Annotated in this window: 13 protein-coding genes; 8 read left to right on the forward strand and 5 right to left on the reverse strand. The window is 64.1% G+C overall.

Annotated elements, in window-relative coordinates; all coding sequences use genetic code 11:
- Positions 1 to 75: 75 nt before the first annotated feature.
- Both FHS09_RS03295 and FHS09_RS03300 read left to right on the forward strand, forming a co-directional pair.
- Complete coding sequence (locus FHS09_RS03295) at positions 76 to 1,422, forward strand: tetratricopeptide repeat protein (protein ID WP_183456643.1); 1,347 nt, start codon at positions 76 to 78, stop codon at positions 1,420 to 1,422.
- An 83-nt stretch (positions 1,423 to 1,505) separates the two neighbouring features.
- The gene (locus FHS09_RS03300; RefSeq protein WP_183456644.1) at positions 1,506 to 2,327 is read left to right on the forward strand and encodes a putative porin; all 822 of its coding nucleotides are present in this window, start codon (positions 1,506 to 1,508) and stop codon (positions 2,325 to 2,327) included.
- 191 nt (positions 2,328 to 2,518) lie between these two features.
- On the opposite strand, the gene FHS09_RS03305 is transcribed toward FHS09_RS03300, so the two are convergent.
- The 5 genes from FHS09_RS03305 to radA all read right to left on the reverse strand — a co-directional run bounded on the left by FHS09_RS03305 (position 2,519) and on the right by radA (position 7,230).
- Complete coding sequence (locus tag FHS09_RS03305; protein ID WP_183456646.1) at positions 2,519 to 3,283, reverse strand: ATP-binding cassette domain-containing protein; 765 nt, start codon at positions 3,281 to 3,283, stop codon at positions 2,519 to 2,521.
- Positions 3,280 to 4,299, reverse strand: coding sequence for a FecCD family ABC transporter permease (locus FHS09_RS03310; RefSeq protein ID WP_183456648.1), 1,020 nt, complete (start codon positions 4,297 to 4,299; stop codon positions 3,280 to 3,282). Before FHS09_RS03310 ends, FHS09_RS03305 begins: the two co-directional genes overlap by 4 nt.
- Positions 4,283 to 5,092, reverse strand: coding sequence for an ABC transporter substrate-binding protein (locus FHS09_RS03315; RefSeq protein ID WP_183456650.1), 810 nt, complete (start codon positions 5,090 to 5,092; stop codon positions 4,283 to 4,285). Before FHS09_RS03315 ends, FHS09_RS03310 begins: the two co-directional genes overlap by 17 nt.
- The gene (locus tag FHS09_RS03320) at positions 5,089 to 5,766 is read right to left on the reverse strand and encodes an REP-associated tyrosine transposase (protein ID WP_183456651.1); all 678 of its coding nucleotides are present in this window, start codon (positions 5,764 to 5,766) and stop codon (positions 5,089 to 5,091) included. The genes FHS09_RS03315 and FHS09_RS03320 overlap by 4 nt, the downstream gene beginning before the upstream one ends.
- Before the next feature lie 69 nt (positions 5,767 to 5,835).
- Positions 5,836 to 7,230 carry a DNA repair protein RadA gene (radA, locus tag FHS09_RS03325; RefSeq protein ID WP_183456653.1) on the reverse strand — a complete coding sequence of 465 codons (1,395 nt, stop codon included), beginning with the start codon at positions 7,228 to 7,230 and terminating at the stop codon, positions 5,836 to 5,838.
- A 139-nt stretch (positions 7,231 to 7,369) separates the two neighbouring features.
- Between radA and FHS09_RS03330 the strand changes: the two genes are divergently transcribed.
- From FHS09_RS03330 to FHS09_RS03355, 6 genes are all read left to right on the forward strand, one after another.
- Positions 7,370 to 7,765, forward strand: a complete 396-nt coding sequence (locus FHS09_RS03330; protein ID WP_183456655.1) for a hypothetical protein — start codon at positions 7,370 to 7,372, stop codon at positions 7,763 to 7,765.
- A gap of 91 nt (positions 7,766 to 7,856) precedes the next feature.
- Complete coding sequence (locus tag FHS09_RS03335; RefSeq protein ID WP_183456657.1) at positions 7,857 to 9,146, forward strand: TolC family protein; 1,290 nt, start codon at positions 7,857 to 7,859, stop codon at positions 9,144 to 9,146.
- On the forward strand, positions 9,143 to 9,313 hold the full coding sequence (locus FHS09_RS03340; RefSeq protein ID WP_183456659.1) for a hypothetical protein: 171 nt from the start codon (positions 9,143 to 9,145) through the stop codon (positions 9,311 to 9,313). The genes FHS09_RS03335 and FHS09_RS03340 overlap by 4 nt, the downstream gene beginning before the upstream one ends.
- On the forward strand, positions 9,310 to 10,839 hold the full coding sequence (locus tag FHS09_RS03345) for an efflux RND transporter periplasmic adaptor subunit (protein ID WP_183456661.1): 1,530 nt from the start codon (positions 9,310 to 9,312) through the stop codon (positions 10,837 to 10,839). Before FHS09_RS03340 ends, FHS09_RS03345 begins: the two co-directional genes overlap by 4 nt.
- Positions 10,833 to 13,976: an efflux RND transporter permease subunit gene (locus FHS09_RS03350; RefSeq protein ID WP_183456663.1), complete on the forward strand. Its 3,144-nt coding sequence runs from the start codon at positions 10,833 to 10,835 to the stop codon at positions 13,974 to 13,976. The genes FHS09_RS03345 and FHS09_RS03350 overlap by 7 nt, the downstream gene beginning before the upstream one ends.
- Positions 13,973 to 14,188 (forward strand): hypothetical protein, encoded by a 216-nt coding sequence (locus tag FHS09_RS03355; protein ID WP_183456665.1) that lies wholly within the window; start codon positions 13,973 to 13,975, stop codon positions 14,186 to 14,188. Before FHS09_RS03350 ends, FHS09_RS03355 begins: the two co-directional genes overlap by 4 nt.
- The last annotated feature ends 23 nt before the right edge of the window (positions 14,189 to 14,211 follow it).

The raw sequence follows: 14,211 nt of genomic DNA on the forward strand, positions 1-14,211 counted from the left end.
GACATCGGCCACACAGATTCAAAATAGGTCGGGAGCCTGCTAAAGTCCTCGAAAATAACATCAGGGAATCCCCATGTGCGCCGACTCATTCTGTGCCTAGCGCTGGTTTCCTCAGCATCCGCCACCGCCCAGTTCTCCCCCTTCGGAAGCTCCGTCGTTCCCAGGCCTCCCGAGCCCACCGCCTACGGCCTGGAAATTATCCGCGCAGAGGACTGGCAGCCGGAGGACAAAGGGGAGGAGGGAAGTGACGCAAGCGAGGAGAGTCCCGACAGCCCCGATAACCTTGGGAGCATTGAGAGCACTGAGGGCACTGAGAGCATCGCCCGTTACCAGGCGCTGATCGAACAGCTGGAGATAGCCCATGGCCCCTACGCCGACGGACTGTCGGAGGCAGTGGCGGGATTGGCGCACAACTACCAGAACCTCGGGGAACACCAGCAGGCCGTTGACGCCTTCAAGCGCTCCATCCACCTCACCCGCATCAGCCAGGGACCCTTTACCGACGAGCAGATCCCCCTGCTGGACAGCCTGCGGGAGTCCCTGTTCGCCGACCGCAAGCTGCTCGAACTGGACCGGCTGCAGGAATATATCTACCTGGTGCACAGGCGCGCCCTGGCCCCCGGCGACCCCCGCCTCGAGCTGGCCACCCGCGACTACGTGGAATGGCAGCGCTCCGCCTACCTCCAGGACCTGGGAGACGACGGCTCCCGCCGCCTGCTCACCCTGCACCAACTGTACGACGACGCCATAGCGGCCCTGAGGGAAGGCGAGGCGCCGCAGAGTATGCAGCGACCGCTCCTGCAAGGTGCCCTGCAGGTGGCCTACCTGATGGCGCTGGACACCCTGGGGCAGCAACCGGAGATCCGGATACAGATCCGCCAGAGCAATATCCCCGCGCCCGCCTACAACTCGGAACAGGAGCGCCTGCAGCTTTTACGGGAAAGGAGTTATCGCCACGGCCTGCGGGTTGCCAGGGAACTGGTGGAAGCCAGCGGGGAAGAGGTCCCCGCCGTTCGCGCCCGGGCCCTGGTTGCACAGGGGGACTGGTACCAATGGCAGCAGCATCGCGGCCGCGCTGTAAACATTTACGCCGAAGCCTATGCCCTGTTCGATGACCCCGACGAACGCCAGCAACTGTTCGGAGAACCCACCGAGCTGCCGGATAATTTTGCCTTTCTTCCCGATATCGAACTCACACAACGCACGCCGCGCGGCCGCGCGCAGGTGCGTTTCACCGTCGACCGCTACGGGCGGCTGCGGGACCTGGAGCTGCTGAGCCTGGAACCGAAAGACGACCGCGGTGCGGAAATCGCCCTGCGGAAAATGTTGCGCAACCTGCGTTTTCGCCCGCGGCTGGAAAACGGCGAAGCGGTGGAAATTTCATCAATAGAAAGGGAGTATATTTTTTTCGATAGCCCGTAAATCTATTATTCATACTGCGTTCAGGGTTCGCATGAATAAAATACGCTGCCTATCTGGAAAGGCTTTGTATAAGGAATATTTTTATGAAGACCAAAACCCTGTTCCCCCTGCTCCTCGCCTCCGCCGTCACGGCCCACGCAGAGGAGTACCAGTCCATCACCGACTTCGATTATTCCCGTACCGAAATCGGCTCCTTCAAAGCGGACCAATACACTCTCGGCTCCACCTATTACTTTACCCCCAGAATGACCATGGGGCCGCTAAAGGAATTTGAATATATCAACAGGAGCGGCAATGTCTTCGGTGGCTACTCCTATTTCGATACCGATTTCGACAATGTCGACTCGGCGATCGTCGGCGGTGAGTATTTCGCCGGCAACCTATTGGTCGGCGGCGCCTACCAGAACACCGAGGACCAGGATGCTTATTACGCCTCCGTCGGATATCTCGCAAGCCCCGATCTCCTGTTTCGGGTCGACGCCGAGAAATTCGAGGACCAGGACACCGACTACTTTGCCTCCGCGCAATACAATCACCGGCTGGGCGGCAGCGACTACCTCGGCTTTACCCTGCGCGTGGACGACGACCTCGACTATCGGGAACTCTCCTCCAAGTACTTCGCCGAGTTCGGCCGCGGCAGCTATATCGCCCTCAGCCTGAACTACGCGAGCCTGGACGGCGACTATGTGAGTGTCGGCGGTGACGATAACACTTGGAGCACCAAGGCCGATTACTACTTCAACAAAGCCACTTCCGTCGGCTTGGGCTACGACAAGGATGACAATTACCTGGTGGACTTCAGCCACTTCTTCCAGGAAAACATCGCTCTCGAACTGGCCTATTCCTCGAATGCCGACAACTCCGACCTTAAAACCTACACCCTGGGACTCCGCGCCCAGTTTTAGATAAACCCTCAAATGTAGGAGCGGCCGCTGGCCGCGATCGGCTTGGCTTCGTAGCCAGTCCGATCGCGGCCAGCGGCCGCTCCTACAGATAGTGGCTTACAGGGTGAGCTGCACCCCCGCATAAACCGCCGCCCTGGATAAAACCACTGCTGGCGAAATCCCAGAATATTCCCGGTGCGCACGGCACACCCCTACAGGAGATCCAAAGGTACGAAATCCGCCACGCCGTCGCGCCAGCGAAACTCACAGGTGACACCGTAGACATCGCCGATCAACGCCGGGGTGAACACATCTTCCGGCGTACCCTGGGCAACCAGCCGACCCTGCTCCAGCAACAGGATGCGGTCGCAGAAGCGCGCGGCCATGGGGAGGTCGTGCAGGGCGAGCACTACCGTTTTGCCCGCATCCGCCTGGCGACGGAAGGTGTGCATCAGTTGCAGTTGGTGGCGGATATCCAGTGCCGCGGTGGGCTCGTCGGCGATCAGCAGCGGCGCTTCGCCCACCAGCAGGCGCGCCAGCTGTACCCGGCGCAGTTCGCCACCGGAGAGCCGGGTCACCGGCCGCTCGGCGAGTTGCTGCGCGTCCACCAGTTGCAGCGCCGCAGAGACCCGCCGCTCGCGATCCTTCGGGCGCCCCCAAGGCAGCAGTCCCAGAGCCACCAGATCCGCGGCGCGCAGGCTCCAGGCCGGGGTTTCCGCCTGGGGCAGATAGGCGCACAGGCGCGCCATTTGCGCGGGGGAAATCCGCTCGGCGGGTTGGCCGTCCAGCTCGATATGTCCGGCGCTGGGGGCGAGCACACCCGCCAGGGCCTGCAACAGGCTGCTCTTGCCGGCGCCGTTGGGGCCCACTACCGCGGTCAACTCAAAGGGTTTGAAGACACAGCTGATTTCGCTCAGCACCGGCCGGCGCTGGCGTTCCAGGCCCAGTTGCAGACAGGAGACTTCCAGGCCTTTCACAGTTGCTGCCCCCGGCGCGCGCTGACGATCAGCCAGAAAAAGAAGGGCGCACCGATAAAGGCGGTCACCGCGCCGATACGCAGTTCCTGGGCGCCGACAAAATTCACCACCAGGATATCAGCCAGCAGCAACAGCAGCGCGCCGGCCAGGGCGCTGGTCCACAGCAGCCTGCCCGGGTCCTGCCCCACCAGCGGCCGCATCAGGTGCGGTACCACCAATCCGATAAAGCCGATGGTGCCCGCCACCGCCACCGCGGCACCCACCGCGGCGGCGATACCCAGCAGAATCGACAGCGGGTAGCGGCGGCCGCGATACCCCAGGGACGCGGCGCTGTCCTCCCCCAGGGACAGCGCGCGCAAATAGTTGCGCGCGCTGAACAGCAGTATGGCGCCGAGCAGGACAAACGGCAGCGCCAGCAGCAACTGATCCCAGCCGCGGTTGGCCAGCGAGCCCAGCAGCCAGAAAACAATTTCCTGCATCGCGAACAGGCTCGGCGCATAGTTCAAGGCCAGCGCCATCAGCGCGGACAGGAAGGCGTTGATGGCCACCCCCGCCAGCACCAACTGGCCCGCGCCGGCGCCCCGCCCGGCCAACAGCCAGACGCAGCCCACCGCGCTGAAGGCCCCGGCGATGGCCAGCGCCGGCAGCAGCCAGCCGGACTGCCAGGCGGAACCCCAACTAGCCTGTAAGGCGGAACCATAGTAGAGCAGCAGAATAGCGGCCAGCGCCGCGCCGCTGCTCACCCCCAGCAGCGCCGGCTCCGCCAGCGGGTTGCGCAACATGCCCTGCATCGCCGCGCCGCCCATGCCCAGGGCCGCCCCCACCAGAATCGCCAGCAGCGCGCGGGGCAGGCGCAGCTGCCACAGGATCACCGCGTCGCTGCTCTCGCTGCGCCAGCCCTGGGTCAGCGCCGCTCCCAGGTCGATGGATACGGGTCCGCTCACCAATGCGGCGACCAGTGCCAGCGGCAGGGCCAGAAGCAAAAGGGTGAGGGCTAATTTATCGCTGCTCGACAAGTGACTTTCTCTTTTCTGTAAGCTGCTGCAAAACGTCCGCCGCCACCAGCGCCGGGCAGAACCCCAGTTCCGCCGGCAGGGTGTAGACCCGGCCGCTGTCGATATAGTTTTTGAGCACCGGGTGGCGCGCGGCCAGATGGGCGATGGCGAAATCCTTCTCGCCGCCGTACAGCACCAACAGGTCCGGCTGCGCGGCGACCACCTCTTCGAGACTGACACGACCCAGCTGTTCCACGCCCTGTTTCGCGGCGAGATTGGCAAAGCCGGCGCGCTCCAGCAACTGGTGTTCCAGCATACCGCTGCCGTAGGTGATGTTATTGGCGGACAGGATCAGCGCACTGGCCCGTGCCCGCGGCACCGGTTGGACGAGCAGTTTTTCCAGCCTGCGTTTTTGTTTTTCCAGCGGCGCATTGTGCCCCAGCGTCTTTTCCAGTGCACTCAGCTGGTCCAGCAACTGCTCCAAACTGTAGGCATCGGGAATGGCGACTACATTGAATCCCAGGTTGCGCAGCCGCGCCGCCGCGCGCTGGGCGCCGAACTGGCCAACCAGGATCAGATCCGGGTCCAGCCGCAACAATTCCTCGGCGCGGCCGCGGTTCAAATACACATGCTTTGGCAGCGGCGCCTTGCGGTAGTGATCGTCGGCGGAGAGCCAGGTAACCGAGGCGATTTTTTGTGGGGGGAGCCAGTTGAGGAGGATCTGGTCCAGGCAGAGGTTTAGGGAGGCGATGCGGTTTTGGGCGGTTGCTTGTTGGGTGACCAATAAGAGAGTCAGCAGGAAGATTTTTTTCACGGTGTTTTTTCCTGCTGCTGTTGCGGAGCTGGAGCTCCGCGGTCCCGGGTGCTGGACCAGTGCCAATCTTCGGGTCTGGAGCACAAGCCAGCTTTTACTGGATTCCGATGGATGTAATCGATCACTTGTTCAAAGTGTTGCTGGTCGCGGATAAATCTGTCCCAATAATCCGGCATCCAGAGTTTCCTCCCGGGAACGCGGAGCTCCAGCTCCGCATTTTTCCGCAGGGCCCAACGAGCGGTAATGGACTTCCAGGATTGCACGATTTTGCCAAGCGGCTCCTGAGGTTCAATCAATACATGAACGTGGTTGGGCATTATGCACCAGGCGATCAATTGGTAGCGAACCCTGTGAAACTTCAACAATGCTTGCTCCATTACCCGGGCCATTTCCGGATGCCCCAGCGCACAACAGCCGTAACCTGCATCCAGCCATTGATCAATTCGTTTCCTCTTGACAGATTCCAGATTGCGCACTGATTTTAATTGTTTCAACTCACACTCAAGTTGTTCAAGTTGGTTTTTCGGCAATGAGTCAGCCAAGCGAAATGTAATAAATTGCAATGCGTGAATGCTGTCCAAATGGGGCAGATAGCCTCTCGAATACCAGCCTTTGGCACTTTCCCCGGGACCGCGGAGCTCCAGCTCCGCATCTTTGCTCTCAGAATCGTCCATTGCAAAATTTCCCTCCCTGGTTTACTGGAAAATATGAAATGCGGAGCTGGAGCTCCGCGGTCCCGGGGGTCAGCTCATCTCAATCGCAGACAGCGCCTCCGCCAGGGTTTTTACCGGCACCATCTCCACGCCGGGAATATCGTTTTTTAAGCGATTCGCCGCGGGCACTATGGCCTTGCGGAAGCCGTGCTTGGCGGCTTCGCGCAGGCGTTCCTGGCCGGAGGGCACCGGGCGGATTTCGCCGGCCAGGCCCACTTCGCCGAATACCATCAGGTCCCGCGGCAGCGGGCGGTTGCGGAAGCTGGAAACCACCGCCATCAGCAAGGTGAGGTCGGCGCTGGTCTCCACCACCTTGACCCCGCCCACCACATTGATAAACACATCCTGGTCGCCGACCAGGATGCCGCCGTGGCGGTGCAGTACCGCGAGCAGCATATTCAGGCGGTTCTGGTCCAGGCCCACAGCCACCCGGCGCGGGTTGCCCAGGCTGCTGTCGTCCACCAGCGCCTGCAGTTCCACCAGCAGCGGGCGGGTGCCCTCCCACACCGCGGTGACCACTGAACCGGCGGCCACCTCTTCGGCGCGCTGCAAAAAAATCGCCGAGGGGTTGGAGACCTCTTTAAGTCCCTGCTCGGTCATCGCAAAGACCCCCAGTTCGTTCACCGCGCCGAAGCGGTTTTTTTGCGCGCGCAGGGTGCGGAAACGGGAGTCGTGGGTGCCCTCAAGCATTACCGAGCAGTCGATGATGTGTTCCAGCACCTTAGGGCCGGCCAGGCTGCCGTCCTTGGTGACGTGGCCCACCAGAATAAGTGCGGTGCCGGTCTGCTTGGCGTAGCGGGTCAGGTAGGCGGCACTCTCGCGCACCTGCGCCACGGAGCCGGGGGCGGACTGCACCTCGCTCATATGCATCACCTGGATGGAGTCCACCACCATCACCTTCGGCTTGACCTGGCCGGCGGTGTGGCAGATGCGCTCCACGTCGGTCTCGCTGAACATCTGCAGGTGCTCCGCCGGCAGGCCCAGGCGCTTCGCGCGCATGGCCACCTGCTGCAGGGACTCCTCGCCGGTGACATAGAGCGCGGGCATGGCTCCGGCCAGGTGGCACAGGGTCTGCAGCAGAATGGTGGATTTGCCGGCGCCGGGATGGCCGCCGATCAGCACCACCGAACCCGGCACCAGGCCGCCGCCCAGCACCCGGTCCAGCTCGCCGGCATTGGTGGGGATGCGCGGCAGTTCGCTGAGGTCGATCTCCGAAAGCTTCTGTACCCCGCTGCCGCCGGCGGCGCCGGCGTAGCCCGCCTGGGCATCGGTAAAGTTGGCCGCGCGGCTGTCCTTGTGCTCGGGGCCCAAGCGCACTTCACTGAGGCTGTTCCAGGTGCCGCAGGCGCTGCACTGGCCGGCCCACTTGGAATAGTCGGCGCCGCACTCGTTGCAGACGTAGGCGGTTTTGCGTTTTGTGGCCAAGTCTCACTCCGCAGTTTTAATTGGTCAGAGGGCGGGCATGCGGCCCGCATGCGGAGCTGGAGCTCCGCGGTCCCGGGAGTGTACCGGAAGCGGTCGCGGCTTTCTTCCGCACGGGTGCCTCTGCTATATTGCCCAAACCATGAATAAAAACCGCCTGCGCTCCAAGCTGATCACCGTCGCCGCCCTGCTGGCCCTCTTGCTGCAGGTACAGATGGTGTTCGCCTGTGAGATGATGGAGCACTCCGGGCCAGTGTCCGAGTGCTGCTGTGATGACATGGCGCCGGGCGGCCAAGAGCCGGACAGCGACTGCTGCACCCTGGATAGCCGGATTTCCCTGAAAGCGGAAGCGCAGGATCAGCAGGCGGTGCTGCCCGCAGCGCAATTGGCGTTGGAGCTGCCGCAGCTGACCGCAGTACCACCGGGCCAGTGGCCACCGATACCGCCGCCGCAGTCCGCCGCGAACCCGAAATTCCAATCCGACCCATCCCATCCCGGCAGCCGCACGTGGCTGGCCACGCTGCGCCTGCGCATCTGATCCACTCCTGTCGTTGAACCGACTGTTTCCCGTGTAAAAGGGTGCGGCTGCGCGCCCTGCTGTTCAAAAACAGTGTTCGAGGAGTGAACCCTTGCTTACCCCAAAATTATTGCCAGTGCTGGCCCTGGCGGCAGTGCTGCTCTCTCCCGCCACCCGCGCCCAGAGCGACTGCGACGCGCCCCCGGCGCCGGGCAGCGAACCCCTGGTGAAACGGGCACTGGCCTGCAATCCCGGTCAATTGGCCCTGGATGCCCGGGTGCGCGCCCAGGCCGAGCGCACCGCCGCCAGCGGCCACCTGGACGACCCAAAGCTGATGCTGGGCGTTGCGCCCAGGACCCTGGGGCAGAATGAGGTGCGGAAAGGCTACGTGGTCGAGGTCAGCCAATCCCTGCCCTGGCCCGGGGTGCTCGAGCTGCGCCGCGCGCTGGAGGAGGCCGGCACCGACAGCCGCGCCTTCGAGTACGACCAGGGCGCGGTGCAGCTGGCCCTGGCGCTGCGCCTGGCCTACGCCGACTGGCACTACAGAGAGCGGCTGATCGCCATCAACCGCCGCCACCAGTCCCTCTGGCGGACCTTCGTGGACAGCAGCCGCGCGCGCTACGCCGCCGGCAGCGGCGGCAAGGCGGCGGTGCTGCAAGCCAGGCATGAGGAGCATCAACTACATCTCGATGAGCTCGCGCTCACCCAGGCCGTCGCGCGGGACAGGAGCCGCCTGGCCCGCCTGGCCAATATCAACCCCAGTGAACTGTCCACCAGTACCCCACTGCCGCAGCGCGAACCGCCCGCGGGCTCTCTCACCCTGGCCCTCGACAGCCTGGACACCCAGCCACAACTGCAGCAGTTGGCCGCCGAGGAGACGCGCAAGAGCCGCGAACTGGAACTGGCGGAGAAGGACCGGTACCCCAACTTCTCCGTGCTCGCGCGCCACAACAACCAATGGGCCAACCCGGACCAGCGGTTGTTTGTCGGCGTGGGCTTCAACCTGCCCCTGGATATCGGCGGCAAGCGCTCCGCCCGCGAGCGCAGCCTGGAGGCGGAGCGGCTGGCCGTAGAGTGGCAGCGCCGGGACGCGGCGCTGGCCCTGGCGGACGCACTGGGACGAGCCGAGAGCCGCCACCGCGAGGCCAATGACACCCTGCATATGTACAGAGAAGAGCTGCTGCCACTGACGGAGGAAAGCCTGGTTACCGCGCGCGACGATTTCGCTGCCGGCCGTGGCGATTTCCTGACCCTGCTGGTGGCGGAGCGCAACCTGCTCAAAGTGCAGCGGGATTTGGAGGCCGCGGAGCGCGACCGCTTCGCGGCCCTGGCGCAGCTCACCGCCGCCGCGGGGTTGGTGATGCTGGAAGATTGGAACCTGCTCGCGGGAGGGGGGAAATGAACACCGTCTGCAAACCGGCAATTTTTTCCCGCCCCCCTGTAGGAGCGGCCGTTGGCCGCGATCAATATTTGACTATCGGCGAGATCTATCGCGGCCAACGGCCAGGCCAGGCCGGGCCGCTCCTACAAAAACACACGCGAAAAGAATTCAAGGGAAACAGCAAGTGATTAAAGGCAAATACCTGGCGGCCGCCCTGGCGCTGCTCGCCGTAGCCCTGCTCTCCTACTGGGCATTGCAAAGCCAGCGCCCGGCGGAAACCACCGCGGAATTTATCGAGGCCGGCCCCTTTCGTATCGCCGTGTCCATCGACCCCGAGCGGCCGCAGGTGGGGAAAAACAAAATCCACATAGAAGTCCGCGACGGTGAAAACAACCCGGTCGAAGGCGCCCAGGTGCGTGCCGTGGCGGAGATGCCGGTCATGGGCGCCATGCCCGCGATGCGCGCCCAGGCGGATATCGAGGAGACTTCCGCCGGCGTCTACGAGGGTGAGTTCGAACTGTCCATGGAGGGCGCCTGGCCCCTGGCGGTTGATGTAGCCACCAGCCACGACAAGCATGTGGACCTGGTGTTCGATATGACCACTAGCCGCACCGGCCTGCGCCTGACCTCGGCGCCGGGAAAATCCGACACCGCCTACTACACCTGCGCCATGCACCCCTCGGTCAAGTCCGCCGCCCCGGGCACCTGCCCCATCTGCGGCATGGACCTGGCGCCGGTGAGCCGCGAGGAGCTGGAGAGCGGCAGCGTCGCAATAGACGAGGGCCGCCGCCAGGCCATCGGCGTGAAAACCGGCACCGTGGTGCGCAGGCCCTTCGCGCTGCCCCTGCGCCTGCAAGGCCAGGTTGCCTACGACGAGACCCGCCTGGCGGATGTCAGCCTGCGTTTCGACGGCTGGATCGGCAAACTGGATGCGGATTTCGAAGGTAAGCAGATCGCCCGCGGCGATGTGCTGTTTACCGTCTACAGCCCGGAACTGCTGGCACTGCAGGACGAGTACCTGCAGTCCAGCAAACGCGGCGGAACCACCGAGGCGGTGGCGCGCAAACGCCTGCGGCTCTGGGGGCTGTCCGCGCGCCAGATCCAGTGGCTGCGCGAGCAGGGGGAAGCCCGGGACTACGTGCCCATCTTCGCCCCGCAGAGCGGCGTCATCATCGAAAAAAATATCGTCGCCGGTTCCGCGTTCAAAAAAGGGGAAAAGCTGCTGCGCCTGGCGGACCTGCGCCGCGTGTGGGTGGAAGGCTTCGCCTACGAGGACCAGCTGCCGCTGTTACGCGCGGGCATGCCGGCGCGGGTGCGCCTGACCAATGTGCCCGGCGCGGAAATGTCCGCCGAAGTGATCCAACTGGACCCTTTCCTCGATCCAAAAAGCCACAGCGCCCGCCTGCGCCTGGGACTGGACAATCCGCAGGGCCACCTGAGACCCGGCCTCTTCGCCGATATCGAAGTGCGCGCCGCGCTGGGTGAACTGTTGCTGGTGCCCCGGGATGCGGTACTGGTTTCCGGCGACAAGCGCATCGTGTTCCTGGATCTCGGCAACGGCCGCCTGAAACCGGTCGTGGTGCGCACCGGCTACAGCGATGGCGAACATATCGTCATCCGCTCGGGTCTCGAGGAGGGAGACCGCATCGTCACCTCCGGCGTTTTCCTGATCGCCGCCGAGAGCCGGCTCAAGTCGGGGATGCAGCAATGGTAGGCGGCGAATCCAGGGGGGCCATCGCGCGACTGATCGCACTCTGCGCCGGCAAGCCCGGCATCACCCTGGTGCTGGTGGCCCTGGCCGCGCTGGCCGGCTACCGCGCCATGACCAAGGTGCCCCTGGACGCAATACCGGACCTGTCCGACGCCCAGGTGATCATCATGACCGAGTGGGCCGGGCGCAGCCCGGACCTGGTGGAGGACCAGATCACCTACCCCCTGTCCACCGCGTTGCTGGGCCTGCCCAAGGTGAAGTTCGTGCGCGGGCAGAGCTTCTTCGGGCTCAGTTTCGTCTATGCCATTTTTGAGGACGGCACCGACATCTACTGGGCCAGATCACGGGTACTGGAATACCTGAACCAGGTGGCGGACCAGCTGCCGGAGGGGGTGCAACCCACCCTGGGCCCGGACGCCACCGGCGTGGGTTGGGTCTTTCAATACGCCCTGGTGGACAGGACCGGCAACCACAGCCTGGCGGATCTGCGCTCGCTGCAGGATTTCAAGCTGCGCTACTGGCTCACCTCGGTGGAGGGCGTGGCGGAAGTGGCCTCCATCGGCGGCTTCGAAAAGGAGTACCAGGTACATATCGACCCCTACCGCCTGGCCACTTTCGATATCCCCCTGGCCAAAGTGATCAGCGCCATTCGCCGCAGCAACGGGGACACCGGCGGACGGGTGCTGGAGATCGCCGGCCACGAGCATTTCGTGCGCGGGCGCGGCTATATCGACGATGTGGACGACCTGGCACAGGTAGTGATCGGCATGGACGCCAACCGGATACCGGTAACCCTGGACCAGGTGTCGGATATCACCCTGGGCCCCGCCATGCAGCGCGGCCTCGCGGAACTGGACGGCGAGGGGCAGACGGTGGGCGGCATCGTGGTGATGCGCTACGGGGAAAACGCACTGGCGGTGATCGAGCGGGTCAAACAGCGCCTCGAAGAAGTCAAAGCCGGCCTGCCCGAGGGCGTGGAGCTGGTTGTCACCTACGACCGCTCCGAGCTGATCCTGAGCGCCATCGACAACCTCAAGCACACGCTGATCGAGGAAATGCTGGTGGTGGCGGCAATTATCGCGCTGTTCCTGCTGCACGCGCGCTCGGCGCTGGTGGCCGTCATCACCCTGCCGGTGGCCGTGCTGTTGGCGTTTATTCCGCTATCCCTGCAGGGTCTCACCGCCAATATCATGTCCCTCGGCGGCATCGCCGTAGCCATCGGCGCGATGGTGGACGCGGCGGTGGTGATGGTGGACAACATCCATAAAAAGCTGGCCACGGGCGGCGACGATCGGCGGCGGCTGATCGTCGAGGCCATGCAGGAGGTGGGCCCCAGCATCTTTTTCTCGCTGGTGATCATCACCATCTCCTTCCTGCCGGTATTCGCGCTGGAAGCCACCGAGGGCAGGCTGTTCAAACCCCTGGCCTACACCAAGACCTACAGCATGGCCTTCGCCGCCCTGCTCGCGGTGACCCTGATCCCCGCGCTGGCGGTACTGCTGATCCGCGGCAAAGTCCGCACCGGGGACAACCCGGTCAACCGCGCACTCACCGGCGCCTTTCTCCCCGCCATCCGCTTCTGCGTCGCGCACCCCCGGGAGGTGGTGGTAGCGGCGCTGCTGGCACTGGTACTCACCGCAATTCCACTGAAGCAGCTGGGCTCGGAATTTATGCCGCCGCTGAACGAGGGCAGCATCCTGTATATGCCCACCGCCCTCCCGGGCATGTCCATCACCCAGGCGGGCGACGTGCTGCAACGCATGGACGCGGAACTGAAATCCTTCCCGGAGGTGGAGCGGGTGTTCGGCAAGATCGGCCGCTCCACCAGTGCCACGGACCCGGCGCCCCTGTCCATGGTGGAGACAGTGGTCACCCTGAAACCCAAAGACCAGTGGCGGCCGGGGCTGGACTGGGACGAACTGATCGCGGAAATGGATGAAAAACTGCGCTACCCGGGTATGCCGAATATCTGGTGGATGCCGATCCAGACCCGCACCGAGATGCTCGCCACCGGCATCCGCAGCCAGCTCGGTATCAAGGTATTCGGCGACAACCTGCAGCAGATAGAGGAGACCGCGGTGGCCATCGAAAAGGCCCTGCTGGAGGACGAGCGCACCGCGGGCGAAACCCGCAGCGCTTTCGCCGAGCGCCTCACCGGTGGCTACTTCCTCGACTTCGATATCGACCGCGAACGCGCCGCCCGCTACGGCCTCAACGTGGAGGACGTGGAGGACGTGATCGCGGCCGCCCTCGGCGGCTTGACCGCCACCCGCACGGTGGAGGGCCGCGAGCGCTACCCGGTACTAGTGCGCTACGCCCGCGACTACCGGGATTCCCCCGAACAAGTGGAGCAACTGCTGGTACCCACTCCCGGCGACAGCTGGGTGCCGCTGAGCCAACTGGCAGACCTGGAACACCGCCGCGGCGCGCCCATGATCCGCAACGAGGACGGCCAGTTGGTGGGCTTGGTTTTCGTGGACCTGAAGGGTGGGCTCGGCGTGGCCGATTACGTAGCGCGGGCCAAACAGGTGGTGGCTGAGCGCGTATCCCTGGTGCCCGGCCAGCGCCTGGGCTGGGCCGGGCAGTACCAGTACTTCGAACGCGCCAAGGCGCGGCTCGCCTGGCTGGTACCGATGACCCTGCTCGCCGTATGCCTGCTGCTCTACCTGCACCGCGGCCGCATGTCAGACACCCTGTTCGTACTCGCCGCCGTGCCCGTGTCGCTGATCGGCGCCTTCTGGCTGCTGTGGGGGCTCGATTACAAACTCAGCGTGGCGGTGTGGGTCGGCGCCATCGCCATGGCCGGACTGGCGGCGGAGATGGGGCTTTTGATGCTCCACTACCTGGACCATGCCCTGGACCAGGCCCGCCAGCGCGTACCGGACATGAGCCGGGAACTGTTTCTCGAGGAAGTGGCCCAGGGCGCCGCCCACCGCATCCGCCCCATGCTGATGACCAGCCTGACCCTGCTGATCTCGCTGGTTCCGGTAATGCTCAGCGGCGGCACCGGAGCCGACGTGATGAAACGCATCGCCGCGCCAATGGTGGGCGGCACCCTGTCCGCGCTGGTATTTGTGCTATTGGTAATGCCGGGAATCTTCGTTCTTTGGAAATGGAAAACCACGAGGAAAAGGCAATGAATCCGTGCACAAAGTTACTGGCAAAACTGGTGGCGCCGCTGATACCGCTGCTCGGCGCCAGCGCCGCGAATGCGCAGCCCGGCGATATGATGATGATGTCAATGGGAGGCTGGGGCGTCGCGGTCTGTGTGATACTCGGGATACTAATTTTCGTCGCACTGGTACTGGCGATCATGGCCCTCCTGAAATACCTGTTCGGCAGAAAACCCTGATCGCATCCCCCTACCCTGTAGGA

This window comes from Microbulbifer rhizosphaerae (assembly GCF_014191725.1).
Lineage (GTDB): Bacteria > Pseudomonadota > Gammaproteobacteria > Pseudomonadales > Cellvibrionaceae > Microbulbifer > Microbulbifer rhizosphaerae.

Excerpts from the sequence above, each read along its gene's own strand:
- FHS09_RS03300 (WP_183456644.1), top strand. The coding sequence starts at position 1,506 with ATGAAGACCAAAACCCTGTTCCCCCTGCTCCTCGCCTCCGCCGTCACG.
- FHS09_RS03320 (WP_183456651.1), bottom strand. The coding sequence starts at position 5,766 with ATGGACGATTCTGAGAGCAAAGATGCGGAGCTGGAGCTCCGCGGTCCC.
- FHS09_RS03330 (WP_183456655.1), top strand. The coding sequence starts at position 7,370 with ATGAATAAAAACCGCCTGCGCTCCAAGCTGATCACCGTCGCCGCCCTG.
- FHS09_RS03340 (WP_183456659.1), top strand. The coding sequence starts at position 9,143 with ATGAACACCGTCTGCAAACCGGCAATTTTTTCCCGCCCCCCTGTAGGA.
- FHS09_RS03350 (WP_183456663.1), top strand. The coding sequence starts at position 10,833 with ATGGTAGGCGGCGAATCCAGGGGGGCCATCGCGCGACTGATCGCACTC.
- FHS09_RS03355 (WP_183456665.1), top strand. The coding sequence starts at position 13,973 with ATGAATCCGTGCACAAAGTTACTGGCAAAACTGGTGGCGCCGCTGATA.